The following is a 25643-nucleotide window of genomic DNA, read 5'->3' on the forward strand; positions in this document are numbered from 1 at the left end:
AAGACTTTTTCTTGTAGTATTACTTTTCCAAAAAACATAAAAAGCGCTCAATGCAGATGTATCTATCACCTAAATAAGAGAGCTAAATCACAAAAGTTTATATGCTAATTCAGCTTTAGAATAAATCACTGTGTGTGCCCGTTCGTGTTAAAGTTAAAACTAACATGTTCTGCTCTAGCTTATAAACTAGTAGCCAGCTTATAATCTCTTTTGAATTTGCTGGTCATTTTCACTTGGTACATCAGGAGTTCAACTCCTTAAAAAGCTCATCCACACCGGAATAGCCTTTTACGTTGGGATCTCTGCTGATTCTATCCGCTTCTTCCATAGCAGCAATGGTTTCGGCATTGGGAATATTCAACGAAATTTCAAAGGGTATCTTCCCCTGACGCACGGCCTGCTTAACGAACACATTAATAGCTGTTGTCATGTTCATACCAAGCTCGGAAAACAACTGCTCCGCCTGCTCTTTGAGCTCCTTATCCATACGAATACTTAAATTGGTGGTTTTAGTCATCTTAATCAACTCCTTTAACCTTATTACATTCATTTTCACCCATAACATGTGCATTGTAAATACATTGCACATGTTATATCACTTGCGGATTATTAAAAATTAAAAATATCTAGGGTCATTTTTAACCTAATGATGACCTGTCCTAGATCTATTGTAAACAATCAATTATGTGCCCTTACAGGAGTAATTAAGAACAGTGTAGAGGATAATGTATCACTTGGAAGTATGACCATTGGACTTACCTTTCCTGTAAATCTTAATCTGACATGCTCACTATCAATACACCGAAGTATATCAATAAGAAACTTACCGTTTAGTGATAGGACAAATTCCTCTCCGTTCAGTTCCTTTAATGGAACTGCATCTAGAACATCTCCAATTTCAGCCGTTCTGGATAATAAGTCTAATTTACTAGAAGTGGCTACCAACTTTATTATGCATTCACCAGCTAAAACAAAAACACGCTCAACAGCATGCAATAAACAGGCTGTCTTAACTATTGCTTCAGATAAATAAGATTGTGGGATTACATTTTTTATAGCTGGAAAAGCCCCCTCAATGAGAACAGACTCAACCTGCAGTTCATTTGTTATGAATCTTATTTGATTAACGCCCACTTCAATATCTGTTGTGTCATCTTCATCATTCAACATTTTTGATACTTCAAATAAATTTTTTGCTGGGATAATAACATTTGTACTGATATTTTCATTATTTCCAATATGTATAGTTCGAGAGGCAAGACGAATTCCATCCGTAGCAATTAGGTTGAGTGAACCATCATTATACTCAAAAGAGACCCCCGTTAATACCGGTCTAGTTTCTGATGTTGAAGCCGCAATTACCACCTGTTTAATTGTTGACTTGAATAAAGCGTTATTAATTCGAATCTTATGAAGAGTTTGATTTTCTGTATTAATAATTGACGGAAATTCCGCAGGGTCCATTCCACATAATCGAATTTGAGAAATCCCTGACGTGATGGTAAGAATTAATTGCTCTTTAATTTCAAATGTAACTATTCCTGTATTAAGTTTACGAATGATCTCGTTAAAATAACGTGCTGCTACAACGATACCGCCATATCTTTGTACGGTCACAGATTTACTATCCTGAGGAATCCTATATTGTATAGTCATACTTGTATTACTTGCCGTAAACATTAAACCATTTGTAGATGCCTGGATGTTTATTCCTGTTAATATGGGTATCGGGCTATTCGCCGATACAGCCTTTAAGACGTGCTGTAAAGCATCAATAAGAGAATCTTTTGTTACATCAATCAGCACAGACCTCACCTACCTATCCTCGAAGTATATTATTATGAATAATAAGACTCAATAATATTACGTAGAACCTCTGAACGGGATAATTTATTATCCGAACAGTGCTTTTCAACTTTTTCCCACAACTCGTTCGGTAAGGTTAATGATACTTTCTTAGTCATACCTATACCTTTTCTGCCTGCACCGTCCCGAAGCCCTCCTCTTGTAAACATAAAACCTAGCTGGCCATCTTTATTAGATATACCAACCTTGATTTTATTACTGCTCATTTTTCTCCCCTCCTCCATTTGAATTTAGTAACTTAAATCAATATGCGTTACTTTCATTTTATCACACCATTTAATAACTGCCAACCATCATTCAGAATCTGCATACTAATTCTTTTCTACAAAAAAGCCTAGAGGCTTGCATGCGCAAACCTCTAGGCTTTTTCAATTTTTTGCTCGTAGAATGCTATTTCAGCATTGTTTCATTTCCGAGATATTTCTCCCACGCAGCTATTCGCTCGTCGATAATCGCTTGACCGCCTGAACCGAGGTAATCCTTCATACCTGAATCATATACAGAGTCAAATTTGTCAACAGATGCCACAACAGCCTTGTTCAAGATCGTATCACGTTTCTCTTTAAGTGCTTGACCTTGCCCGTCTTCTGCCTTGATTTCACCCACATTGGAATTTTTGCCTACCAGTCCGTCATGAGTTGTAATTTGACTTGCGATCTCAATATATTTTGCATCAACACCAGCATAACCGTTGGCAATTGACTTGACTGTCTTATCAGGATCGCCAAGGTCAAGACCATTACTTGTAATCGTGTAGTCGATGTTTGCTGGAGAATTCATAATTTTTTCGCCTGTTGTTGCAATTGTTTTCAGGGAACCGTCAGGCAACGCTTCGTGAGTAACGCCTTCTTCTCCAAATTGCAAGAATACACGATTTTCAAGTTTGGAAATCCAATTCACATAGAACAGAGAAGCAATTGGTTCTTTGTTTGTAGCTGGGAAAAATATTTTACGGTCAACAGGACCTGATAAAAATTTCTTATAAATACCAGCATCGTTGGCAAATGGTTCAATAGCAATATAAGCTGCATCTGGGCCAACAAGCCGCTGAAGGCTTGCATGAATGCTGTCGTCACCGTTACGATATGGATAATCCCAGTTGTGCATAAAAGCACCCACATAGCCCATTTTCATAAGATTATCCTCCGTTACATCTCCGGCAGGATAAAGCGAGAAATCTTTCCAAATCAGACCTTCGTTATACCACTTGTTCAACGTTTTTATGCCCTCTTTGTAATTCGGAAAAAGGAAATGTCGATCATCAAAGCCGAGAGTGAAGATGTCCTTGTCTGTCATTTCATTAGGCACGAATGACGAAGTCAAATGATCTGCACGCCAGCCGATGTCAAAGCTCGTTGAAAAAGGAATCATCTTGTCGGCATCGTTTCCTAAAAGTGTAGAAGCGTTGTCTTTAAATGCTATGAGCATACTTTCAAATTCTTGTAGCGTTGTTGGCGCCTGGAGATTGAGCTTCTTTAACCAATCCTCGCGCACGAAAGTATTAATACGGTTAAGGACATTCAAACGAGATTCCAATGCCCACAAGGTTCCTGAGTCAGGATCCTTGTCCCAATAGATGTTTGCTTCGGTTAGATAATCCCACATGTCTGGCAGAAGGTCTTTGTTTGCTTCGACAATGGGACCTAGGTCAAGGATACCACCCATATTGGCGTACGTTTGGATTGTTGGATAAGAGTAGGTGAGACCGATATCCGGCGCTTGATTCCCTGCCAAAAGGTTGTTAATTACCTCGCCCTCTGTCCAACGTGGAACAGGAACAAAAGTAACGTCTACATTGTGATCACGAAGCATTCCGTCTTTGATATATTGTGTATAAAAGTTGTCCTCTGGTTTGGTTCCCCCATCATTACCACGGTCATAAATCTCAACTGTAATCTTACGAGTGTCCTTGAATTTCAAATTGGAATTGAGACCTATCTCTTCTAGTCTTGCATCGTTGCTGTCCTCAGCGGTATTAGATGTAGGTGCTGGAGAAGCTGATGGCGCTGGTGAGGCTGATGGTGCTGGTTTGTCGCTGGTACATCCTGAAAGTGCTAAAGCAAGAGTAGTACTAATCGCCAGAATAGACACCGCTTTACGAAATCCCATGTTTGTTCCCCCTCATTTTTATTTACTATTTTGGATTAATCTATAAAAATTGACATAGCCAATTTTTATCATGCTTCAAAAACTAACCTTTTACCGCACCGATTGTAACACCGGAGATAAAGTATCTCTGTAGCCACGGATAAATGAGCAAAATCGGTACAGTTGCAAATATAACCGTTGCTGATTTAATCGTTTCAGACAGGCCTGGGCTTGAAAAGCCTTCCTGTGTAGCCACCTCAACACTACTGATACTATTAAGTATGTTGTAAAGCAGCAATTGTATAGGGAAGTAGGTTCTATCTGACATAAACATCAATGCATCCGAGAAACCGTTCCATCGACCTACTGCATAGAAAAGAGCCAACGTTGCAAGCACAGGAGTAGAAAGTGGTAGATAGATGCTGACGAGTACCCTAAGCGGTCCTGCTCCATCAAGTTCAGCGGATTCTCTAAGACTCTCCGGAATCCCAAAGAAGAAGCTGCGCATGATGATTACATAAAATACACTAATGGAGCCTGGCAGAATCAGTACTAACGGATTATTGAGCAAGTGCAGCTCTTTCAAAAGCAAATAGGTTGGGATTGTGCCTGCACTAAAGTACATCGTAAAGACAATAAGTGATATAATAAATTTTTTCCCTTTCAGGTTGTCATATATAAGCGGGTATGCACACATAACCGTCATAAACATGCACCAAAGTGTGCAGATCACGGTTAGTATTGCTGTCCACAACAACGCCCAAGTGTATTTGGAATCTCCAAGCACAGTCGCGTAAGCATCGAAATTAAGTCCTACAGGCAGAAGTAAAACTGAATTTTTCACCAAGGCATCCGCTGAGCTTAAGGATCGTGCTAATATATTCAACAACGGCAGGAGACAGACTAAAATACATAATATACAAAATAAAGCTATGATCCAGTCTCCGATTCTAGTACTTTTTGATTTAATCATGTTACATCCTCCCTCCTACCAGATGCCGCGTTCGCCAGATTTTTTTGCTAGAGCGTTTGCTCCAAACAAGAATATGACGCACACGATGGATTGAAATAAACCGACGGCAGTGGAGAGAGAAAATTGCAATCCACGAATACCGTTGTTGTATACGAATATGGAAATAACGTTAGAAACATCTGAGACAAGCTTATTACTTAGTGCGTAAGGTCTGTCAAATTCACTACCTAAAATGTGCCCTAGGCTTAGAATCAGCAATACAATGATCGTAGGACGAAGTCCTGGCAGCGTAATATGCCAAATTTTTCGTAAACGACTTGCTCCATCCACCGCGGAAGCCTCGTAAAGTTCTGGGTTAATCCCTGCAATGGCTGCCAGATAGATGATGGTATTCCAACCACAGCTTTGCCATATGCCCAGAAATATGTAGGTGACCACCCAATACGCAGATTCATTCAGAAAAGGAATTGATTCAAAGCCCATCTTGTTTATCATAATGTTGACAAGCCCAGTAGTCGGTGCAAAAAGCTGAAGTGCCATACCTGAAATGATAACCCATGATAAAAAATGTGGCATATATACAACTGTTTGGGTGAACTTCTTGAAACGTTTGAAGGCGAGTTCATTTAAGATAATGGCCAGAATAATAGGTGCAGGAAAGCCAAGCAGTAAGTCAAGAAAGTTAAGACCGATGGTGTTTCTAAGTGCATAAAGAAAGTCACGATTGGAAAAGGCCTTAATAAAATATTCGAACCCGTTATTTCCTGCCCATTCCATCTCCCAGGGACTTTTTACAATGCTATAGTTTTTGAATGCAATTTGAATGTAGCCCATGGGTATATAACGGAAAATGATAAAGAAGGCCATCGGGAGAAGCAGCATCAAATAGAGTACCCAGTAACGTTTAATATAGCTGAGCGATTTCCTTTTATCTGTAATTATCATATAGGTACCGCCTTACATATAAATTTTTCTTCCCTTTTCATCGTCAATTCCTGTTTTGCGATAGAAGAACGTATTCACTTGATCTCGCCACTCACGAGCATTGAGTAGTTGAAGTTTAACTCGCTCTTTCACCGAGTTAAGGGTTTCCTGTGGAACTCAGTTCTCCAGTCCTGCTGGCAGTTATACACGAAGCAGCGCCAAAAGGTCTAAACAGTGTAGCTAGTTCTGCCATGTCAGAAAGCAACGGTTCAGCAATCAGACCAACACTTACTTTGTTCACGTTCACATTGTTAATGCAAATTCCGTTAATTCCGATAGAGGCCATCAGTCGGGTATATTTTTAATTCTTTCTTCATCTCTTACTGCCGCCTGCGATCTCGAATCCATTTTCCTGCACTGATTCGCAAAGCTTTAGGCTCTAGACTAGATTTTGGCTGCAGCCAAGCATTGTATTCAGAATATATATATGTCCCGCGTGATCCATGAAGCACCTCTTTTAAATAAATTAAAGCGTTTTCATAAAATAAAAAATATAGGGTGTGAATTTAACATTTTATTCATATTAAGTTCATCGTGCAGCACCTATTGAGATAGCCAAAACACTTTTGTTCCTTAATACAATTTAGCATTGAAGGTACCTTTCGACAATAGTCTGAATATAGTTAACAATGGCTAATTAAAGATCATTTTTTCGCAAAAAAAAGACTAGCATACGCTAGTCTGGTTGATGTCTGAGACATTGTGATGGCGAATACCCTTTGATCATTTTAAATTGCTTGCGAAAGTGCGACAGATCGTTATACCCGCAACGCTCTGCGGCTTCGCTTACGTTACATTCGCTATTTTGCAGCATGTCCTCTACTTGGTTAATTCTCGTTTTCGTCAAGTATTGATTGACCAGTATTCCCGTTTCATTTTTAAATAGTGTCCCAAAGTATACCTTATTGAGCCCTACCAGATTTGCAATCTCTTTTACAGAAACATTGCTCGCGTAATTTTCAGATATATAGTTGATAGCCTTTTTCACCCGATAGTCTATGCTTGTGGGGTCTTTTTTTAAGAGAATCAGCTCAAACAATCTGTGAATAATGACAAGCATCAGACCTCTCGTTCTTGTGTGATACCCAATTTCCTTACGAACCCAGGCATTGGATAGCTCACGAAAGAGCCCGATGAGGTCGCTTTTAATCCCAATGTGCGTCAGCAAAGGAAAAGGCAGAGGAAGGTCGGATAGTTGTCCGTTCATTTCATAGAGTGTGAAGTTAGCGGAGTACAAGTTCATAAGATCATCGACGTTGCATTGGGCCATACGAATACTTCCACGTGGAATGCAAAGAAGATCACCGCGCTTCACCTCGTATTGTACCCCATTAATGATATAGATTCCTTTACCTTCTATGACATAAGTGATGTCACAAAATGATATTTCATTTTGTGCGATTTCCCATGTTGGTGTGCACTTTCTATATATTAAATAGCCGATATCTGGAACTAAGAAGTCGTTAATTTCCACTGACAAATTGATCTTCCTCCCCCAAATAATACCTTTAATTTATACCCTATTACTATAGTTCAACCTTGTCAATAAAAAATGTCGACGTTATAAATAAATCATAAATAACTGTCAATATATGAGGGACCAATCAAGCAATTAATCCAAGTTCTTGTCGATATTGGAATGGGGGTTCCCATTAATCGCCAAACCACAGGACATCATGGATATGCAGTTGCAACAAGCAAAACCTTATTATGCTAACATGACCGCATCCGATCTGCGCGACATGAACCTGATTGATTCGGGCCTCGTTTCGATGCAGCTGATGCTTGTTGCCCGAGCTCACGGATATGACACCAACCCGATGGCCGGTTATGAAAAGGACCAAATCGCTGAAGCTTTTGGCCTGGACAAAGACCGGTTCCAACCGGTCATGTTGATCTCGATAGGAAAAGCAGCCAAAGAGGGCTATCCTTCCTACCGCCTGCCAGTTGAAACGATTACAACTTGGGCATAATCAACAGTAAACAGTTATTCTCAAAGATTAAGATAACTATGGATGTTGTTATTCATAATTATCATTCAACTGGGTACGATCATTTTTCTTGGCTGCCGTTACGATCACCTTTTCCGGGGTCACGCCTTGCTCATCGACGTAATCGATCTATTTTTCAAGCCTTTCCCCTCTCCTTCTTCCTCTCTGTTTTCTTCATAAGAAAAGACAAACACACGAAGGAAATTGGGTGGGAATGGATCGTCAACTCAATCAGTAAATCAAGGCGATCAACTTAACGTTTGCGCAACAACCTTCACGACGCAGCGCTTATTAATTCCTCGCTTTTCCCCGTAGCCGCCCGGCTTTGTTAGCGTCGAGCGGCAGCTTACTTAGCAGCCAGGCTGGACAACCTGACTACCTGCGGGTCGTGATGGGGGGCTTCAGGACGGACTTCACGCCAAGATGATCCGTCGCGCCCTTGCGAGATTGCCGATCAGCTCAGCACGGGTCTGGTGCGCGTGCGCAGCCCAAGCTGGCTGGCCGGGACCGCTGCGCCATGACTCGCTCAGCGGACTGTTGTCGACAGTATCGAAACCGAACTGATCGTACAGCCGCATCACGAGTTCCGTGGCTTCAGGAAAGTTGCTCGAGACCGACAACGCATGGCGGTCGGGGGCGCCAGCTGGTCTGCCCGAAATGAAGAGGCGGGCGGCTTGGATGTGGGTGAAGGCCTTCGCCACCTTCGAGGTAGGAAGGTGCTTCTGGCGGAGCTCATGAACTGTCTTCTCACCAGAGTCGATCACGGGGAAATGGCCATCGCGCCAAGGCATGTAGTTGTTCGTGTCGAGCACGATCTTGCCAGTAAGCTGCTCCACAGGCATGTCGTTGACCAGCTTGAGGGGGACGGCCACGACGACAAAGTCACCAGCCTCGGCAGCGCCGGTCGCAGTCGCGGCGCGCGCTGACGGGCCGAGCTCGTCAATGAGGTCCTTCAACGTCTCGGGTCCTCGTGAATTGGCAATGACGACCTCATACCCGTTCGCGATCGCCGCACGTGCGATCTGGCTGCCGACCTCGCCCGCGCCAATGATGCCGACTACTTTCATGGGTACGTACCTTTCGTGCCTACCATTTCCTCGCTTTTCGCCCAAAGCCGCTCGGCTTTGTTAGCATCGAGCGCATACGACCTTACGCCGTCGGCAAACGGGTTAGGCGAGTCATCGATCTGCGCGACCGTACAATCTTCGAGATAGCGTCCGCCGATTTCGTCTTTGTCAGCCACGACTGCGGCCCAGACCGACGTTGCGGCTGCCTGTGCGATTTCTTTGAGCTCCGCTGGCGGAAGACCCGCTTCGGCGCGAGCTTTACCAGCGTTCTCGAAAAGACCCTGCAAGTCTTCCTGCGAGAAATGGCGCGGGAGATCGGTAAGACTATTCCCGGGCATCACCGAGGCAGCTCGGATGCCACGATTGCGATGCCGTTTATCGAATTCCGCTGCGAAGAGAGTAGTGGCCGTTTTCGATCGGCCATAGGCGACAAACGGGTCGTATTCCTGTTGCTCGAAATTCGGATCGTCCAAGTCAACATCGGCGACGCGATGAGCTTGGGACGACAGCATCACCAAGCGCCCGTTATCAGCGAGCACCGGCTCGATCCGATTGATCAAAGCGAAATGACCAAGATAGTTCGTCCCGAACTGGAGTTCGAAGCCGTCGACCGTCCGACCGAACGGGGTTGCCATGACGCCAGCGTTGGCGATGATGGCGTCGAACCGCTGGCCGTTGGCCAACAGTTTATCCGCGCAAGCACGAACGCTTTGCAAGGATGCGAGATCGAGCTCGATCAACTCTAGGCTGCCGCCTCCTTGCGCCGCGGCGTCAAGGACCGATGAAGTGGCCGCCTCGGCTTTAGCGAGGTCTCTGACCGTGCCGACGACGCTGGCACCGTGAGAGACCAGTGAACGGGCGGTTTCGAGGCCAATGCCCGATGATGCACCCGTAATGAGAATTCGATTTCCCTTGAGATCAATGCCGGAAAGCACCTGATCCGCAGTTGACTTTGCACCGAATTTTCTAGTCATATATTTTCTCCTTTAAATGCGTATTTTTTAATTTAGAAGCTTTACTCTTTATCGGCCTGGGCTTTGACATACCGATGCTGAGCGCTTCTCTGCATCAGTTTGGCAGGTACCCATGCATGGGCACCTGCTCGGACAGGCTTAGATTCCGATACCGCCGGCTATATTGAGAGTTTCACCGGTGATGTAACCCCCATGTGGTCCGGCGAGGTAGCAGACGGCTTCTGCCACCTCTTCAAGGGTTGCAAAGCGACGGATCGGATGCATGTCTAGGAAGGTTTCAAGGGGTGGAAGATGATCGGCCACTTCCTTGTTCATCTCCGTGGGCATGACGCCCGGCTGCAGGACATTTACAGTGATATTGCGGGGGCCGAGGTCGCGGGCGATGCCCCTCGCATATCCGGCGAGCGCTGCCTTTGTTCCGGCGTAGTCGGCGACTCCTCTAAAGGGTACGTAATCGCCGAGTCGAGAGCCGATAAAGATTATGCGACCTCCGTCCGCTAATTTGAGTGCAGCCGCGCGGGTATTGGCGATCGAACCCATGACATTGACTTGCCACTGACGATTGTATTTTTCCTCGTCTAAGCTGGGGTCATCTACCATCTGGCCCTGGATCGCGATGGCGGCGTTGTTCACGAGGATGTCGAGCTTGCCGAATTCGGCAAGCACCGAGTTAATTAAGGGCTTGGCGGAAGATAGGTCCGCTTGGTCGCTTTTGATTGCCAATGCACGAACCCCCTTGGCCTTCAGCTTCTCTACGACAGCCTCCGCCTTTTCGGCCGAAGCCAAGTAGCTGATCGCAACATTAGCTCCGTGATCAGCAAACGCTTCAGCCATAGCGGTGCCAAGGCCGCGCGAGCCGCCCGTAATGAGGACGACCTTGCCCTTCAATGATTGCTGCATTAAAAAACCTCCTTCAATAGATTTTTACAGATAAAGAGCCTCTTTATACGTCGCTGGACACTTTCGCACTGGTGATCGGCGGATTATCATAACGATCATTACGTAATTGATGTTATACAATTTAGAACGCTATGTCAATAACATGATGACCATTACGTTAAGTTGTGGTTTATATTTTTCCGCACACTATCAATCGTCAATTGCAGCGATGTTAAGTGACGTCAAGTTAGGATCATGCGTTGCGCTCTGGGAAGGGCCATCAGCTCGAGCCGAGTCTAGCACATGATGTGTGACACAAGATCCACACTTTTTGTCGATCGTGCACTGACGCAGGTCATTGCCCGATCGACTGGTAGCGATTTGTAACGTGTGTTATGATAATATAAAAAAAAGAGGAGATCTGACTCATGGGACGTAAGCGCGAATTTGATGTGGATGAGGCACTGGACGCGGCGCTTTGCGTGTTTTGGCGCAAAGGCTATGAGGGCGTGTCGTACACCGACCTGACGCAGGCCACGGGTGTCGAACGACCCGCGCTCTACTTGGCATTTGGCAACAAGGAAGCGTTGTTCCGCCGAGTTCTGGCGCGCTATTATGAGGACTACCTGGATTTCATCCCGGTGGCGCTGGAGCTGCCGACCTCGCGGGAGGTGGCCGCACATATCCTCCTTAGAGCGGCCGAATTAAATACTCGTTACCCGGATCGCAAAGGGTGTCTAGGTGTCCACGGCGCCTTGGCTGGTACGGACGATGCCGAACCTATTCGACGTGCCTTGATCGATGCGCGTGCAGACGGAGAGTCGTCGCTGCGCAATCGCTTCGAACAGGCAAAGCAAGAGGGTGATCTGCCGGAGACTACTAACTGCGCTGCGCTAGCTGCATTTGTGCTGGCGGTGCTCCACGGTATGGCTGTTCAAGCCAAGGCCGGCTTCAGTCGCGACATGTTAGAGGCTGTTGTTGAGCAAGCGCTCTCCACCTGGCCTGCCGGCAGTTCCACACTTTCTGGAAAGTCATCCTAAACCTTAGTGCAGAAGAATATCGTTATGCAAAAACGCAAACTTGGCAGTCATAACCCCCATGTCTCGACAATCGGCCATTGTGCCACGGAGTTCCATCAGGCATATGGCTCCACCGACGAGTAGGACGGACTAAAAACCATTCATCGTCTATATAAATTGAACGTGGCCCTGTTCGATACCGCCGAGCATTATGGCTGGGGAGAGAACGAGAAGTTTTTCGGTCGAGCCGTGAAAGGTATCCGCAACGAGATTACAATCGCCACCAAGTTTGTCATTACTCTGGAGTACGGCACCGAAAGATGTCCCGGACAATCTGAGAGGTCACGGAGAGCAACTTTCACTATCTCGACACTGACGATCTCGACATTCTCTATCAGTACCGACCTGCTGACCTGGACGTTCGCAGCGGAATGGTCGGCACGAGCAGATCTGGCTGGCTTGTGCAATGTTGATCGTTCTTATATTTCGATGAAATGAACCTTCTGTTACCGAAAGCTTCATCCCATCTCTAATGCCGATCCAATACAGGTATTAATGCTCCAGTGAAATCCGTGCATTGATCGCTACTTCATACCCCAACAACAGCGGATACCATTCTGAAGGTATTGTTTCTTGCAACTTACCCTGTAAGCTAATTTGCTAGAGTCTTGCCACGCTAACTTCCGACAATTGATTAATCGCTCCAATGTGCTCATAAAATCGGGCTTCAAAGGATGGCCTTGCCCAATCTGGAATGCGGTATCTCACTTCCTGCTTTACCCTTTCTTTTATCGGTTAGTACTAATTGTCCCCATGCAAATAAGTGTGTAACTCCCCACCCAACCTCCACCAATCCCGCTCCTCCTGACTCCCACAAGGCTTCCTAGCCTTTCCTCCTATCTTCCCCCTATTCCAAAAAACAATTTAAGTTTGATATGAAAGCCGAAAAAAGACACGAGAAAATACAAAGAATCGAGGCAAAACAGAGAAAAAAGCCGATCGAGATTCAGGAGTAAATCCCGAAAATCGGTCAGCTCAGCGGCAAACTTATTTTGATGAGTGGCAGACTCAAATGAAAGTCTACAGTTGTCCTTTTTTGAACATCAGTTCATCCTCATAAAATATTAATTAGTATTAGTATTGGCAATTAAGATTTAATATAGAACAAAAAAAAGCGGCACAAAAAGAGCGATGTACCTGTTGTACACCTTGCTCTTCTTGTGCCGCATGGCTAGAAGCGATACCTTTACCGTCAGAATGTGTTGACGACCGTAACTATTCCCATTTGAAGTTTTCAATAAATATCATTTACCAACATTAATGTCTCTGTACAACCACATAACATCACTACATCCCTCTACTCCACAGTCACGCTCTTCGCCAAATTTCTTGGCTTATCCACATCATTACCACGTGCTAGTGAAGCATAGTACGCAAGCAGTTGTAGTGGCACTACGGATAGAGCTGGTGCCAATAGAGGTAACGTCTTCGGTATAGCAAAGACTTGATCTACGGATTTCAGTAGCGTCTGTACGTGTTCTTCAAACGTAATAGCCATAATATCTGCACCACGTGCACTGACTTCCTTGATATTGCTCACTGTTTTTTCAAGAACGGATTCCTGAGTTACTAAGGCAATCACAGGAATTCCTTCTTCGATCAGAGCTAGTGTTCCGTGTTTCAGTTCACCTGCTGGGTAAGCTTCGGAATGGATGTAGGAAATCTCCTTAAGCTTCAAAGATCCTTCTTGAGCCACTGCAAAGTCTATTCCACGGCCAATGAAGAATAAATGCTCATGTTCAGCAATTTGTTCAGCATAGGCTTTAATAGATTCAGCTTGTGCCAACATCCCATCCAACTGCTCTGGCAATGCCTGCATCGCTTTAATGATTTCAATAACAGCTTCTGGTGTCTGTGTGCCACGAACTTCAGCTAAATACAATCCAAATAAATAGAATGCGATCAATTGGGACGTGTAAGCTTTTGTAGAAGCAACGGCAATTTCAGGACCAGCCAGCGTTACGATGACATCATCTGCATCTCGAGCAATAGAGCTACCTACCACGTTAGTAATGGCTAATACATGAGCACCATTAGCTCTCGCCTCACGTAATGCTGCGAGTGTATCTGCCGTTTCTCCTGATTGGCTAACCACAATGACTAAAGTATCCTGGGATACGATAGGTGAACGATAGCGGTACTCTGAAGCGACATCTGTCTCCACAGGAATACGCACCAACTGTTCAATGACATTACGCCCTACTAGCGCAGCATGGTAAGCCGTTCCGCAAGCAATAATCTGTATATTGCGTATATTTAATATTTGCTCATGAGTTAGATTCAACTCTGGAAGGATCACCTTCTCACCTTTCGCATCAATCCGTCCACGCATGGTGTCCCGGTATGCTTTAGGCTGCTCGTGAATTTCCTTCAACATGAAGTGCTCGAAACCGTCCTTTTCTGCTGTTACAGCATCCCAATCGACATGAATCATTTCCCGAGCAATAAAGTTCCCTTCGATTGTCATTAATTCGACGGCATCTTGAGTCAATACGGCCATTTCACCATCATTAAGAATATACATATTACGCGTATATTGGAGAATAGCTGGAATATCAGAACCGATAAAGTTCTCTCCTTCTCCAAGACCAATAATTAGTGGGCTTGCTTGACGAACTGCAACGATTTTATCAGGCTCGTACTCCGTTAATACTCCCAACGCGAAGGCACCACGCATATAAGTGATCGCCTTTTGCACTGCTTTAACAATATCACCATCATATTCACGAGAGATTAGATGAACAATAATTTCGGTATCCGTCTCCGACGTAAATGTATGACCTTGTTCAATCAATTCATCCTTCAAATCCAAATAATTCTCAATAATTCCATTATGAACAACCGAGAACTTTTGACTTTCATCCGTATGTGGATGTGAATTAGCATCCGACGGTTTACCATGGGTTGCCCAACGTGTGTGACCAATCCCCGCTGTTCCAACTAACGGCTCATTCTCAAGCTTAGCCTCTAAGTTAACTAGACGTCCTTGTGCTTTGACTACCTCAAGACCTTTATCTGTAAACACAGCAATTCCTGCTGAGTCATAACCTCGATATTCTAACTTCTGCAATCCCTCGACCAAAACCGACTGAGTATTCTTGTTACCTATATATCCGACAATACCACACATATATTAATCCCCCGTTCACTTTTATATTAATTTAGTATAAAAGTGTACGAGCCTTCTGTGCGGCATGTACAAGAATGCACAACTATCATTGTCATTGTATTAAATTATAGTACAAGTTCAAAAAGATGACTTTTTGAACTTCTTTTCATACAAAGTTTAGTCACAAATGTGCATTCTAGTTCAATACCGCTGCTTAATACCCGCACACTTATGATTCAGATTTACTACGTAGCACCCATCACAACGTTGTATGAACAGTCGCCCGCTCATTTTCCGTTAATGATTCACGGCTCTGGTGCATCACCGGGAGGTCCCCGCCGAACATTTCGAACACCCCCACCTCGTCAACTTGAACTGCCGTTGTGATCAAGTACAGACATAGATATTATGTACCTATATCATGAATCCATCTCACATCCCGCGCTAGTCAAGTTCTGGCGCTTTAAACAATTTAACCTTCTACCCTCTCTTTCTATATTTGAATGATATCCGTTTATTATATGCATGTTGAGCTCATTTGGCAATGTCAAATGACAGGAAACACAAGAAAAGGCCGATGAAACATGGCAAATTCGTTTCATCGGCCCTAGTACATATGACTTTTTGAACAACCTTTTTGAACTTCCTATCTTATACTAATTCTCGCTTTACAACCTCAACAATACTAGCTACATAAGCATCCAGGCTTTCTTTATCAGGACCTTCAGCCATGACGCGAATCAATGACTCGGTACCAGAAGCACGTACAAGAACTCGACCATTGTCTGCCAATTGTTCCTCAACGTAAGTGATCGCTTCTTGGATCGCTTTATTTCCTTCATAATTCGTCTTGTCCTCTACACGTACATTCACCAATACCTGAGGATACTTTTTCATCAACATTTTGGCTTCGCTAAGTTTCTTACCAGATTGCTGTAATGTATCTACAAGTTGAATCCCAGTAAGCAGACCATCACCTGTCGTATTATAATCTAGGAAAATAACATGACCAGACTGTTCTCCGCCTAAGTTGTAGCCACCTCTTCGCATTTCCTCCATCACATAACGATCACCTACTGCTGTCTTGAATGTGCTCAATTGAAGCTTCTCACAAGCTTTATAGAACCCAATATTACTCATGACCGTCGAAACGACCGTATTATCCTTCAATTTACCGTTGGCCTTCATAGATTCTCCACATATGCACAGAATAAAGTCACCATCTACTTCTTCTCCTGTTTCATCAATTGCAATAAGTCTATCCGCATCACCATCAAAGGCCAACCCTAAATCCGCTTGATGTTGCAGCACAGCTTCTCTAAGGTTCTCTGGATGCGTCGAACCACAATGATCATTAATGTTCAGACCATTCGGTTCTGATCCTATCGTAATCACTTCGGCTCCAAGATCACGAAATAATTGCGGTGCAAGTTCGTAAGCCGCACCATTCGCATTATCCAGTACAATTTTCATCCCAGCGAAAGAGTGTGTTACCGTAGTTTTCAAGAACTCCAAATATTTAAATTTAGACTCATTATCTACGATCACATTTCCTAGATCTGCCCCAACAGGACGTGGTAAAGAATCTACCTTAGCATCCATTAACGCTTCAATCTCGAGCTCTGTTTCATCCGATAGTTTGAATCCATCACCGCCGAAGAACTTAATACCATTATCTTCAACAGGGTTATGTGAAGCAGATATCATCACACCAGCATCTGCCTTTAATAATCTAGTTATATAAGCTACTGCTGGTGTAGTCACTACTCCTAAACGAATAACATGTGCTCCTATGGACAATAGACCCGCTACTAAAGCAGATTCCAACATAAGTCCTGAAATCCGAGTATCCATTCCGATAACGACCGTTGGTTTCTCCACATTGTTAGTAAGTACATACCCACCACAACGCCCAATACTATAAGCCAATTCAGCTGTTAGTTCTTTATTAGCAACTCCACGTACACCATCTGTTCCAAAATATTTCCCCATAATTTTCTCCTTTTTGTATCAACTCTTCTAATTCATGTTGTCCCATTTAATCAACATGATGCCATGCTGTTATATATTATTCTGAATAATCTCAGTAGTCGGCTCCGTTTGCTCTTCTTCATCTATACTTGGATTACTTTCAGGTGGTACATTTTCATCAGAATCATCATTCCCTGGGTCCTTCGTATCGTTCTTCCCATTAGGTTCAGTAGCTGGCGTTTCCGTATCATTAATAGTTGGCGTCGAAATCTTATCTTTAACTTCTACTGTCGCCGTCAGGGAATCTTGCTTTACAAGTGAAATAGATTCTGGAAGGCTCACTATAAGTGGAACCTCATGAATGCCTGACTTTAAATGATTCGCACTTGCAACTACTTTAATATCTGAAACTTGTAGATTATGAAGTAATGTATTAGCGCCCGTTAAAGTCAGACTTAACGATTTCCCCTCTGGTTTCACAACAGTTACTTGCGTGTCACCACTTGCATCTTCAATTTCAATCGGTATGTTATCCATCGTTATTTGATCTATTGCTTCTAGATCAACCCCAATTTCAACCTCAACTTGAACTACGTTAGGCTCAATTCTCTCCACACCTGTAGGTGGGACCAAGTTCACACTAATCGTAGACTTGCCTTCCTTATCAAGTGTACTAAGATCTACTGTCACAGCATCCAAAGACTCTATTTGTGATAATACATCCTTAGGCCCGTATATGGTAGCTTCACCTATATTAGGTTGTATTCTTGATAACACCAAACCTTCAGGAAGATTACCCTTATACTGAATGTTCAATGAGACGCTCTTTGATGGTGCGATCAATGGAATTTGAATGGCAACTTCATCTGGCTCAATGACAGCACCTTTTACTTCCTGTCCATTACTATCTAGAGCTATCAACTTCATCTTTTTTACATGGATCGTATCCTTATCCCCATCGAGTTTAACCGTACCTTGCACTTTAACCACTCTTTCTATCTCACTGTCTGGTAAAGTCACCTGTACAGTATTAGGCTCAATCAAGAATTCTCCCAAAGTATACCCTTCATACACAGCTCCCGTCGTAACTACAGTGACCGGAAAGGTATCCTTTATTTTCTTCTCAATCGTCACAGTTACCTTCGAAGGACTCATCGTTACGAGCTCCACACCCGAAGGCAGTTCATACGAAAGAGGTACAGTAAATGTTCCGTCAATAATTTCGCTAAGATCCAATGTTACTTTGTAATCATCATTAAATATAGACGTTATGGCTGACCGTTTACCCTTAACTTCAATTCTTACCCTGTCTATATCTAGACTATTCAATACATATAAGGAGTCATCTAAGCCAAAAGGTTGCACTTTGACATTCTCAATAATTGTTGTATCTATGGATGAAGTTGGTGTCGGTGTAACATCGTCGGTATGTACCATAACCCACAATAAAATACTGACTGCAACAGCAAGAATTTTAACCATCGTATTATTCTTAATCCATCTATCCATTATTGTCCTCCCCCCTTCCGTTTCCAGAAAGCAGGGCGTTTTTCTTTACCATTTGATTGTGGACGTAATTCTTCATATAACTTCGATATCAAGGACTCTTCCTTAATATCTCTAACGACTTGACCATCCATTGCCAATGATATCTGTCCAGTCTCTTCTGAAACAATGACAGAGATGGCATCGCCTACCTCACTAATTCCAATGGCTGCGCGATGACGAGTTCCCAATTCTTTGCTTATAAAAGGATTCTCTGAAAGCGGTAAATAACATGCCGCTGCTGCAATTTGATTAGATTGTACAATCACCGCACCATCATGTAGTGGTGTGTTCGGTGTGAACACATTAATGATCAGTTCCGAGCTAATCAAAGAGTTCATCGGTATACCTGATTCAGTATATTCATTTAGGCCTGTTTCACGTTCGAAAACAATTAATGCCCCTATTTTTCTACGTGCTAAATAATTAACGGCTTTAATAACTTCACCTATTAATTTAGTAAACTCTTCATCCTCTGCAGATGTTCGTCCAATAAATTTCCCTCGCCCTAATTGTTCCAGACCCCGCCGTAACTCAGGTTGAAAGATAATAAAGATAGCCAATACCCCAAATGTAAATACCTGGTTCATAAGCCACTTCAACGTATAAAGGTCAAACCATGTACTGAGTGCCCATATAATAACTAAGACAAGAATTCCTTTTAACAACTGAATAGCCCTTGTCCCTCTAACCAGCAAAATAGCATGGTAAATAACATATGACACTATAGCGATATCAATAATATCCTTCACGGAATCTTTCCAAGTGATGTCAGTGAAATAACTCATACTAAGGCCCCCGTTTATTCCTTCAATAAGGTAGTTCTCTCTCTTTATGATATCCCTAATCTCTAGGTTATAACGATCTACCTCATGATGCAAGCAAAGGTTAACAAAAAGCGACTAAAATATCCAATTTACTCTAAAATATAAGGATAAAGTATAAGTTCTACTCTATACTTTATCCTTATATTTTAACTTCATGTATAACAAGGCACCTTAGCTATTAGTTTTGGAACATTAACGATAAGCAACTTCAGCGAACACATTTGAAATTTTGTACCAAATCCAATCTAATGCTCGGTCAATGCTTTTTATATTCCCTGATATTTGAGCTGTAGAGGCCGTATATAACGAACCATCAATGACAGTCAAATTGCCTTCAACACTTCCAAATACTTCTGCCTTCCCATTCTCTATTGTTAAGTCCCCTGAAATGACGTTCCCTTCAGGTACAATCACTGTATTCCCTTCAATAATGACCTGGTCTAAATCATTCCCTTGGATCACCAATTGACTATTCTCGTTAAATACATTAATAACGCTAAGCAACATCACTACCAAAAACAATGCAGCAGCAGTTACTGCTGGATGTCTCTTCATCCATTTAACCCAAATCTGCGGTTCCTTAGTTTCTGGAAGAGTATTCAGAATGCGCTCCGTTAGTTCCTTGGATGCAGTAGGAATATGTTGTGGAAGACAATACAACATCATATCTGTCTGTTCAAGTTCATTAAAGCGCATGCGACATTGATCACAAGACAGCAAGTGTGACTTCAGCATCAAACCTTGTTCCTTGGATAAATCGCCATCTAGGTAATCATGTATTAAAGAGACGGCTATTTTGCATTCCATATGAGCCAGTCCTTTCAATCAATCATTTTATATCGCTTAACCAGTAAAGCTCGATAACTTACATACGCAGCAGATTCTTAGATGTTTCAAAAAAGAACAGAAAGTTAAAACTTTAATTCTAATTTCTTGCGCAGAAACTCTCTTCCGCGATGCACACGGGTCTTGATCGTTGTAACTGGTATATCTAATACATCACTTATTTCTTGTAAAGACATTTCTTGAAGATATCTTAGGATCATCACAGATTTATACTTAGGCGGCAAGCTTTCGATAGCATCATAAACTGTCTGCTTTGTCTCTGAGATCATAAATTCACTTTCAGGCGTGCGATCATCACTTGGAAGCATGGAATACCCATCCAATCCTTCTTGATCATTCATATCAGCGTCTAGCGAATATGTAGGTTTTCTTTTCCTCAAGCGATCAATGGAAAGGTTCGTTGCAATCCGATAAATCCAAGTGGAGAATTTCTGATTAGGATCATATCGATCCAAACTTTTAAACACACGCAAAAAAGTCTCCTGAACGACATCCTCTGCTTCATGACGATTGTTCAACATTCTATAGCCTAAATAATATATTTTATCTTTATACAACTCAACAATTTCTGCAAATGCCTGCTGATCGCCTTTTAGCGCAAGCATTGTTAATCTTTTCTCTAATTGATCCAACGTGATTCCCCCAGACTTGCTGATGGGTATTAATAGGTTCATAGAACAACACTAGAATAGTAATCCATGTCTGTTCAAAAAGCAATACCACTTCCATTAACAATAACATATTAATCAGAAAAGTGCCTTGCGTTGTTCTTCGTTAAAGAATAATTACCTTCAGCATTCACTATTAGGTACATTAAGTACATCTAAATTCAACCCAATCCCTCTGAAGCTAACTTTAGTTGCATTGAGTACATCTAATTTACTGGAAATTCCACTTTTCAGTGTTATCGCCACTCTTACATCAGCACTCTTTGCAGATATGGATAGACTTTTGAAAATCATAAAGGTTAGAGCACACAGCCCTCCAATAAACTTATCTTGTCTATTATGTGAACAAAGGTCGAGACCCCCATTGGGATTCTCGACCTTTGTACTTTATTCAGCATTCATACTACTTATTTCATCAACCCGTATTCCGAAGCCCCGCAGCAATACCATTGATCGTCAGAAGAACTTCGCGCAGTAACTCAGGATTATCTTCACCCTGATCACGGAATTCACGTAATTCACTGATAAGCTGAACTTGTAGATAACTAAGCGGATCAACATACGGATTACGAAGTCGAATAGACTCTTGGATAACAGGAACATTATCTAGTAATTCCTTTTGTCCCGTAATTTGTAGAATAAGCTCTGTTGTTAACTTATATTCATCTTTAATTAGGCTAAAGATACGTTCGCGGTAGGATTCTTCCTTCGTCATATTAGCATATTCTTGAGCAATCAATAGATCTGCCTTAGACATCGCCATTTGTAATGTATCAACAAGTGATGTAAAGAATGGGAAATGTGAATACATATCTTGAAGGACCTTAAGATTGTCCTCTTTACCTTGGTAGTAGCTTTGCAAGCCAGTACCTGCAGCATACCAAGCAGGAAGTAAATAACGACTCTGTGTCCATGCAAATACCCAAGGAATAGCACGTAGATCTTCAAATCGGTCACTATTCTTACGTTTGGCAGGACGGGAGCCAATGTTAAGCTCTCCAACCTCGGAAAGCGGTGTTGATTCTTTAAAGAAGGTTAGGAAATCCGGATCGCGGAATATTAAATCCTGATATTTCTCAAGAGAGACCTCAGAAATCCCCTTTGCGATCGCATCCCACTTCTCTTCTTGCTCTTCAGTAAGCATATCATCAGAGCAACGTGCATGTATTGCGACTGTTACTAGCGCAGATGTCGCCTGCTCTAAGCTACGATAAGCTATACCTTGTAATGAATAGCGTGAGGAAATGACTTCTCCCTGCTCAGTAATCTTAATTCCGCCACCTACTGTAGAGGCTGGTTGAGCCAGAATACTGCGGTTAAGCGACATTCCACCGCGTCCTAAAGCACCGCCACGTCCATGAAAAAACTTCAGTTTTACATTGAATTCATCCGCCACTGCTGTAATTTTCTTCATAGCTACACGTAGTTCCCAGTTCGCTGTAACTGCTCCGCCATCCTTGTTGCTGTCCGAATATCCTAGCATAATCTCTTGTAAATCGCTCATCTCAGCAACACCGTCACGATAAATAGGTAAACTGAATACTTGTCTCATAATATCTGGTGCTGCAAATAAATCATCGATCGTTTCAAATAATGGCACTGCCTGAAGAGTACAAGTAATGGACTGATCTTCATTTCGACGGAAAAGACCCACTTCTTTTGCAAAGACCATCACTTCTAGAATATCACTAGCACCTTCAGCCATACTGATCAAATACTTCGTAATGCAATCCTTACCGAACTCCTGTTGTGCATCGTAAATGACACGGTATACATCCAGGCATTCCTTCGTACTCTCACTATACTGATGATAAGTAGATGTAATCGGTCTAGGATCATTCAATATATTATTGAGTAGAGAAATCTTCTCATCCTCAGATAGTTCAGCATAATTATCCACAATATTCATGTTAGCCAATACTTCAGTCATTGCTTTCTCATGTTCCTGACTATGTTGTCGAATATCTAGTGCCGCTGTATGGAACCCGAATAATTCTACTTGTCGAATCAACTTCTTAATATGCGTATCTGCAATGAAGTCTGCATAATGATGGCGCAAGCTACGATCAATAATATTTAGATCTGCAATAAATTCTGCTGGTGTTGCATATCGCTCTTTCGAACCTTTCTTGCTATCGTCAAGCACATTATTAATCTTAGTCATCATGTAGACAAGCTTAACACGATAAGGTTCATTACAGTTATGCCACATGTTCTTCTTATTTAAAGAAATGACAGATTGATCTTGAGCAATCGATTCTTCAAGTTCATCCGAAACTGTAACAATCGTTGTGCTAAAACTCAAGTACTGCATAAATTCTTTCATAATGCGCTCGTATTCACGTATAACTAACTTTCGTTGTATAGAGAGTGTTTTCCACGTAATATCTGCGGTAACGGATGGATTCCCATCACGATCTCCACCAATCCATGAACCGAACTGAAGATACGTTGGAACATGCCAATGTTGGCCTGGAAAGTACTTACCTAAACATCGCTCTAATTCTTGATAAACATCCGGAAGGACATGAAAGAGTGTCTCTTGGAAATAATACATACCATTTTTAACTTCATCCAAAACGGTTGGTTTACGATCTCTCAATTCATCTGTTTGCCATAAGGTAATAACCTCATTTAACAGCTTCACACGTAGTTGTTCACGTTCGCGGAAAGTAAGTGTTGGATTATCTAATAGCATTACATCTTCTGAGATCCGTTTATGAATATCTAAGATCGCTCTCCGCATAGCTTCTGTAGGATGAGCTGTCATGACCAATTCAAGTGAAAGACCCTCTATAATTTCTTTAACTTCTTCATATGAGAAATTACGTTCTTTCAATTCTTGTATGGCGCTTTCAATAGAACCTGGTTGGATCGTTTCTCCAGCAGAACGCTCATAATCACGTTTTCTACGAATACGATGGTTCTGTTCAGCTATATTGACTAGCTCAAAGTAGATTGCAAATGCTCGTATTACCTGGTGGCGTGTTTCTGGTTTTAATGTACTAATCGTTTCTTTAAATTCAGCGTATACTTCAGATACATACTCAGATCTCAAAGACTTGCTTGTTTCACGAATCTTCTCCACGATCTCTAGAAGTTCATTTCCACCTTGATGGACTAATACTTCCCCCAGAATGTTTCCAAGAAACCGTACGTCACGTCGTAGCAGGTTGCTTGAGTTACTTTTGCTGGCGCTAACCATAAGTTCAGTCATGGTACTCCTCCCATCTTCTCCCGATTCAATTACTGTCTATTTTTAACCTTCCTACCATCATACAATAAAATAAGATTAAAATCTTTATATTTCTTTAAATAAAACTCGAATTTATGCATTAATATTAAATTAATTTGAATTTTAATACAAAATTATGAAAACCAATACATATATAGAAGCTTGATTTGTAAGGTTTTTCCTTGGAATATTTGTTTTAACCAAGCACATTCAGAACATATTTATACATATTGAATAAATTATACATTTTACACGCGCCACCACAAATTTCTACATATTTATCTATTTTATATAGTATCCTATTGCTAGCTCAAAATATTCATGGAAATATGTTCATCACTTTGAATATACCAACAAGCTTATATTCTCAAATAAATATGTTAACGCAAAATAACTCTTAAAATTCAAGAGTTATGAATAAATATATTTGGAGCGGGTGATGGGAATCGAACCCACGCTATCAGCTTGGAAGGCTGAAGTTCTACCATTGAACTACACCCGCGTAAAGAAGAATCGGGACGACACGATTCGAACATGCGACCCCCTGGACCCAAACCAGGTGCTCTACCAAGCTGAGCTACGTCCCGAAATGTATAAATGGTGCGCCCTAAGAGATTCGAACTCCTGGCCTTTTGATTCGTAGTCAAACGCTCTATCCAGCTGAGCTAAGGGCGCAAATAAAATGGAGCGGACGACGGGAATCGAACCCGCGACCCTCGCCTTGGCAAGGCGATGCTCTACCGCTGAGCCACGTCCGCATAAAGATGGTGCGCGTAGAGGGACTTGAACCCCCACGTCGTGAAACGCTAGATCCTAAGTCTAGTGCGTCTGCCAATTCCGCCACACGCGCACACTTTGATAAGAAATGGTGAGCCATGAAGGATTCGAACCTTCGACACCCTGATTAAAAGTCAGGTGCTCTACCAACTGAGCTAATGGCTCGTAAATGGCTGGGGATATAGGATTTGAACCTATGCGTGACGGAGTCAAAGTCCGTTGCCTTACCGCTTGGCTAATCCCCATCAATAATTCACTTGTATTATTCCCTGTATTTACGATTTAATCAACGTAAAATGGTGGAGGCTGAGGGGATCGAACCCCCGACCCTCTGCTTGTAAGGCAGATGCTCTCCCAGCTGAGCTAAGCCTCCATGTCCATATGAAGTGAATTTGGTGACCCGTAGGGGACTCGAACCCCTGTTACCTCCGTGAAAGGGAGGTGTCTTAACCACTTGACCAACGGGCCATGCATAGTAACAAAGCAAACTTATGGAGCTCTCAACCGGAATCGAACCGGTGACCTCATCCTTACCATGGATGCACTCTACCTACTGAGCTATGAGAGCAGTGGCTCCCCGAACAGGACTCGAACCTGTGACAACTCGATTAACAGTCGAGTGCTCTACCAACTGAGCTATCAGGGAATACAAGATTACTGCTTGGCGACGTCCTACTCTCCCAGGACCCTGCGGTCCAAGTACCATCGGCGCTGGAGGGCTTAACGGTCGTGTTCGAGATGGGTACGTGTGGAACCCCTCCGCT

Annotated in this window: 22 protein-coding genes, 11 tRNA genes, 1 rRNA gene and 2 pseudogenes; 3 read left to right on the forward strand and 33 right to left on the reverse strand. The window is 42.6% G+C overall.

The features are described 5' to 3' along the window. Positions 1–241: 241 nt before the first annotated feature. From AC1TO9_RS22305 to AC1TO9_RS22345, 9 genes and pseudogenes are all read right to left on the reverse strand, one after another. Positions 242–517: a type II toxin-antitoxin system RelB/DinJ family antitoxin gene (locus AC1TO9_RS22305; RefSeq protein ID WP_482060545.1), complete on the reverse strand. Its 276-nt coding sequence runs from the start codon at positions 515–517 to the stop codon at positions 242–244. 161 nt (positions 518–678) lie between these two features. Continuing rightward, the gene (dnaN, locus tag AC1TO9_RS22310) at positions 679–1806 is read right to left on the reverse strand and encodes a DNA polymerase III subunit beta (protein WP_482057217.1); all 1128 of its coding nucleotides are present in this window, start codon (positions 1804–1806) and stop codon (positions 679–681) included. 32 nt (positions 1807–1838) lie between these two features. Further along, positions 1839–2072, reverse strand: a complete 234-nt coding sequence (locus AC1TO9_RS22315) for a ribbon-helix-helix domain-containing protein (RefSeq protein WP_482060546.1) — start codon at positions 2070–2072, stop codon at positions 1839–1841. A gap of 184 nt (positions 2073–2256) precedes the next feature. Next, on the reverse strand, positions 2257–3975 hold the full coding sequence (locus AC1TO9_RS22320; RefSeq protein ID WP_482060547.1) for a type 2 periplasmic-binding domain-containing protein: 1719 nt from the start codon (positions 3973–3975) through the stop codon (positions 2257–2259). 82 nt (positions 3976–4057) lie between these two features. Continuing rightward, complete coding sequence (locus AC1TO9_RS22325) at positions 4058–4927, reverse strand: carbohydrate ABC transporter permease (RefSeq protein ID WP_482060548.1); 870 nt, start codon at positions 4925–4927, stop codon at positions 4058–4060. Positions 4928–4942: 15 nt separating this feature from the next. After that, positions 4943–5872 carry an ABC transporter permease gene (locus tag AC1TO9_RS22330; RefSeq protein ID WP_482057213.1) on the reverse strand — a complete coding sequence of 310 codons (930 nt, stop codon included), beginning with the start codon at positions 5870–5872 and terminating at the stop codon, positions 4943–4945. 12 nt (positions 5873–5884) lie between these two features. After that, positions 5885–5974, reverse strand: a pseudogene (locus tag AC1TO9_RS22335) (hypothetical protein); the annotation flags it as partial. Between the two features lie 34 nt (positions 5975–6008). Beyond that, complete coding sequence (locus AC1TO9_RS22340) at positions 6009–6200, reverse strand: hypothetical protein (RefSeq protein WP_482060560.1); 192 nt, start codon at positions 6198–6200, stop codon at positions 6009–6011. A 387-nt stretch (positions 6201–6587) separates the two neighbouring features. Continuing rightward, the gene (locus tag AC1TO9_RS22345; protein WP_482060561.1) at positions 6588–7385 is read right to left on the reverse strand and encodes a helix-turn-helix domain-containing protein; all 798 of its coding nucleotides are present in this window, start codon (positions 7383–7385) and stop codon (positions 6588–6590) included. A 190-nt stretch (positions 7386–7575) separates the two neighbouring features. Here AC1TO9_RS22345 and AC1TO9_RS22350 point away from each other — a divergent pair. Further along, a pseudogene (locus AC1TO9_RS22350) lies at positions 7576–7884 on the forward strand (nitroreductase family protein); the annotation flags it as partial. 431 nt (positions 7885–8315) lie between these two features. Here the strand turns inward: AC1TO9_RS22350 and AC1TO9_RS22355 are convergent. The 3 genes from AC1TO9_RS22355 to AC1TO9_RS22365 all read right to left on the reverse strand — a co-directional run bounded on the left by AC1TO9_RS22355 (position 8316) and on the right by AC1TO9_RS22365 (position 10843). Next, complete coding sequence (locus AC1TO9_RS22355; protein WP_482060549.1) at positions 8316–8969, reverse strand: NADPH-dependent F420 reductase; 654 nt, start codon at positions 8967–8969, stop codon at positions 8316–8318. After that, positions 8966–9943, reverse strand: coding sequence for an SDR family NAD(P)-dependent oxidoreductase (locus AC1TO9_RS22360; protein ID WP_482060550.1), 978 nt, complete (start codon positions 9941–9943; stop codon positions 8966–8968). Before AC1TO9_RS22360 ends, AC1TO9_RS22355 begins: the two co-directional genes overlap by 4 nt. 138 nt (positions 9944–10081) lie before the next feature. Then, positions 10082–10843 (reverse strand): SDR family NAD(P)-dependent oxidoreductase, encoded by a 762-nt coding sequence (locus AC1TO9_RS22365; RefSeq protein ID WP_482060551.1) that lies wholly within the window; start codon positions 10841–10843, stop codon positions 10082–10084. Positions 10844–11250: 407 nt separating this feature from the next. Between AC1TO9_RS22365 and AC1TO9_RS22370 the strand changes: the two genes are divergently transcribed. Together AC1TO9_RS22370 and AC1TO9_RS22375 are read left to right on the forward strand one after the other, a co-directional pair. After that, positions 11251–11862, forward strand: coding sequence for a TetR/AcrR family transcriptional regulator (locus AC1TO9_RS22370; protein WP_482060552.1), 612 nt, complete (start codon positions 11251–11253; stop codon positions 11860–11862). Positions 11863–12000: 138 nt separating this feature from the next. Next, positions 12001–12339, forward strand: a complete 339-nt coding sequence (locus AC1TO9_RS22375; protein ID WP_482060562.1) for an aldo/keto reductase — start codon at positions 12001–12003, stop codon at positions 12337–12339. A 229-nt stretch (positions 12340–12568) separates the two neighbouring features. Here the strand turns inward: AC1TO9_RS22375 and AC1TO9_RS22380 are convergent, their stop codons facing one another. The 21 genes from AC1TO9_RS22380 to rrf form a co-directional block, all read right to left on the reverse strand. Continuing rightward, on the reverse strand, positions 12569–12694 hold the full coding sequence (locus AC1TO9_RS22380; protein WP_482060553.1) for a hypothetical protein: 126 nt from the start codon (positions 12692–12694) through the stop codon (positions 12569–12571). Positions 12695–13198: 504 nt separating this feature from the next. After that, entirely contained in the window at positions 13199–15031 is a 1833-nt protein-coding gene (gene glmS / locus AC1TO9_RS22385; RefSeq protein WP_482057211.1) for a glutamine--fructose-6-phosphate transaminase (isomerizing), read from the reverse strand. Between the two features lie 630 nt (positions 15032–15661). After that, positions 15662–17002: a phosphoglucosamine mutase gene (gene glmM, locus AC1TO9_RS22390; protein ID WP_482057210.1), complete on the reverse strand. Its 1341-nt coding sequence runs from the start codon at positions 17000–17002 to the stop codon at positions 15662–15664. Positions 17003–17071: 69 nt separating this feature from the next. Further along, complete coding sequence (locus AC1TO9_RS22395) at positions 17072–18490, reverse strand: CdaR family protein (RefSeq protein ID WP_482060554.1); 1419 nt, start codon at positions 18488–18490, stop codon at positions 17072–17074. After that, on the reverse strand, positions 18490–19314 hold the full coding sequence (gene cdaA / locus AC1TO9_RS22400) for a diadenylate cyclase CdaA (protein WP_482057208.1): 825 nt from the start codon (positions 19312–19314) through the stop codon (positions 18490–18492). Before cdaA ends, AC1TO9_RS22395 begins: the two co-directional genes overlap by 1 nt. A gap of 231 nt (positions 19315–19545) precedes the next feature. Continuing rightward, positions 19546–20160 (reverse strand): zf-HC2 domain-containing protein, encoded by a 615-nt coding sequence (locus tag AC1TO9_RS22405; RefSeq protein WP_482057207.1) that lies wholly within the window; start codon positions 20158–20160, stop codon positions 19546–19548. A gap of 104 nt (positions 20161–20264) precedes the next feature. Further along, entirely contained in the window at positions 20265–20873 is a 609-nt protein-coding gene (sigW, locus tag AC1TO9_RS22410; RefSeq protein ID WP_482060555.1) for an RNA polymerase sigma factor SigW, read from the reverse strand. Between the two features lie 117 nt (positions 20874–20990). Further along, positions 20991–21161: a hypothetical protein gene (locus AC1TO9_RS22415; RefSeq protein WP_482060556.1), complete on the reverse strand. Its 171-nt coding sequence runs from the start codon at positions 21159–21161 to the stop codon at positions 20991–20993. Between the two features lie 121 nt (positions 21162–21282). Beyond that, positions 21283–24084, reverse strand: a complete 2802-nt coding sequence (ppc, locus tag AC1TO9_RS22420; protein WP_482057204.1) for a phosphoenolpyruvate carboxylase — start codon at positions 24082–24084, stop codon at positions 21283–21285. 446 nt (positions 24085–24530) lie between these two features. Next, a tRNA-Gly gene (locus AC1TO9_RS22425) sits at positions 24531–24604 on the reverse strand. Between the two features lie 11 nt (positions 24605–24615). Then, positions 24616–24689, reverse strand: a tRNA-Pro gene (locus tag AC1TO9_RS22430). Between the two features lie 11 nt (positions 24690–24700). Then, positions 24701–24777 (reverse strand) — tRNA-Arg (locus tag AC1TO9_RS22435). Positions 24778–24785: 8 nt separating this feature from the next. Then, positions 24786–24860: transfer RNA gene (locus AC1TO9_RS22440), tRNA-Gly, on the reverse strand. Positions 24861–24867: 7 nt separating this feature from the next. Further along, positions 24868–24952, reverse strand: a tRNA-Leu gene (locus tag AC1TO9_RS22445). A 16-nt stretch (positions 24953–24968) separates the two neighbouring features. Further along, positions 24969–25044 (reverse strand) — tRNA-Lys (locus tag AC1TO9_RS22450). A 5-nt stretch (positions 25045–25049) separates the two neighbouring features. Next, positions 25050–25124: transfer RNA gene (locus AC1TO9_RS22455), tRNA-Gln, on the reverse strand. 52 nt (positions 25125–25176) lie between these two features. Further along, a tRNA-Val gene (locus AC1TO9_RS22460) sits at positions 25177–25252 on the reverse strand. A gap of 20 nt (positions 25253–25272) precedes the next feature. Beyond that, positions 25273–25347 (reverse strand) — tRNA-Glu (locus AC1TO9_RS22465). A 24-nt stretch (positions 25348–25371) separates the two neighbouring features. Further along, positions 25372–25447 (reverse strand) — tRNA-Thr (locus AC1TO9_RS22470). A gap of 2 nt (positions 25448–25449) precedes the next feature. Continuing rightward, positions 25450–25525: transfer RNA gene (locus AC1TO9_RS22475), tRNA-Asn, on the reverse strand. Between the two features lie 13 nt (positions 25526–25538). Then, positions 25539–25643: ribosomal RNA gene (gene rrf / locus AC1TO9_RS22480) — 5S ribosomal RNA — on the reverse strand; the annotation flags it as partial.

The sequence above is a fragment of the Paenibacillus sp. Y916 genome (assembly GCF_056786435.1).

Excerpts from the sequence above, each read along its gene's own strand:
- AC1TO9_RS22305 (WP_482060545.1), bottom strand. The coding sequence starts at position 517 with ATGACTAAAACCACCAATTTAAGTATTCGTATGGATAAGGAGCTCAAA.
- AC1TO9_RS22315 (WP_482060546.1), bottom strand. The coding sequence starts at position 2,072 with ATGAGCAGTAATAAAATCAAGGTTGGTATATCTAATAAAGATGGCCAG.
- AC1TO9_RS22320 (WP_482060547.1), bottom strand. The coding sequence starts at position 3,975 with ATGGGATTTCGTAAAGCGGTGTCTATTCTGGCGATTAGTACTACTCTT.
- AC1TO9_RS22325 (WP_482060548.1), bottom strand. The coding sequence starts at position 4,927 with ATGATTAAATCAAAAAGTACTAGAATCGGAGACTGGATCATAGCTTTA.
- AC1TO9_RS22330 (WP_482057213.1), bottom strand. The coding sequence starts at position 5,872 with ATGATAATTACAGATAAAAGGAAATCGCTCAGCTATATTAAACGTTAC.
- AC1TO9_RS22355 (WP_482060549.1), bottom strand. The coding sequence starts at position 8,969 with ATGAAAGTAGTCGGCATCATTGGCGCGGGCGAGGTCGGCAGCCAGATC.
- AC1TO9_RS22360 (WP_482060550.1), bottom strand. The coding sequence starts at position 9,943 with ATGACTAGAAAATTCGGTGCAAAGTCAACTGCGGATCAGGTGCTTTCC.
- AC1TO9_RS22365 (WP_482060551.1), bottom strand. The coding sequence starts at position 10,843 with ATGCAGCAATCATTGAAGGGCAAGGTCGTCCTCATTACGGGCGGCTCG.
- AC1TO9_RS22370 (WP_482060552.1), top strand. The coding sequence starts at position 11,251 with ATGGGACGTAAGCGCGAATTTGATGTGGATGAGGCACTGGACGCGGCG.
- glmS (WP_482057211.1), bottom strand. The coding sequence starts at position 15,031 with ATGTGTGGTATTGTCGGATATATAGGTAACAAGAATACTCAGTCGGTT.
- glmM (WP_482057210.1), bottom strand. The coding sequence starts at position 17,002 with ATGGGGAAATATTTTGGAACAGATGGTGTACGTGGAGTTGCTAATAAA.
- AC1TO9_RS22395 (WP_482060554.1), bottom strand. The coding sequence starts at position 18,490 with ATGGATAGATGGATTAAGAATAATACGATGGTTAAAATTCTTGCTGTT.
- cdaA (WP_482057208.1), bottom strand. The coding sequence starts at position 19,314 with ATGAGTTATTTCACTGACATCACTTGGAAAGATTCCGTGAAGGATATT.
- AC1TO9_RS22405 (WP_482057207.1), bottom strand. The coding sequence starts at position 20,160 with ATGGAATGCAAAATAGCCGTCTCTTTAATACATGATTACCTAGATGGC.
- sigW (WP_482060555.1), bottom strand. The coding sequence starts at position 20,873 with ATGAACCTATTAATACCCATCAGCAAGTCTGGGGGAATCACGTTGGAT.
- AC1TO9_RS22415 (WP_482060556.1), bottom strand. The coding sequence starts at position 21,161 with ATGATTTTCAAAAGTCTATCCATATCTGCAAAGAGTGCTGATGTAAGA.
- ppc (WP_482057204.1), bottom strand. The coding sequence starts at position 24,084 with ATGACTGAACTTATGGTTAGCGCCAGCAAAAGTAACTCAAGCAACCTG.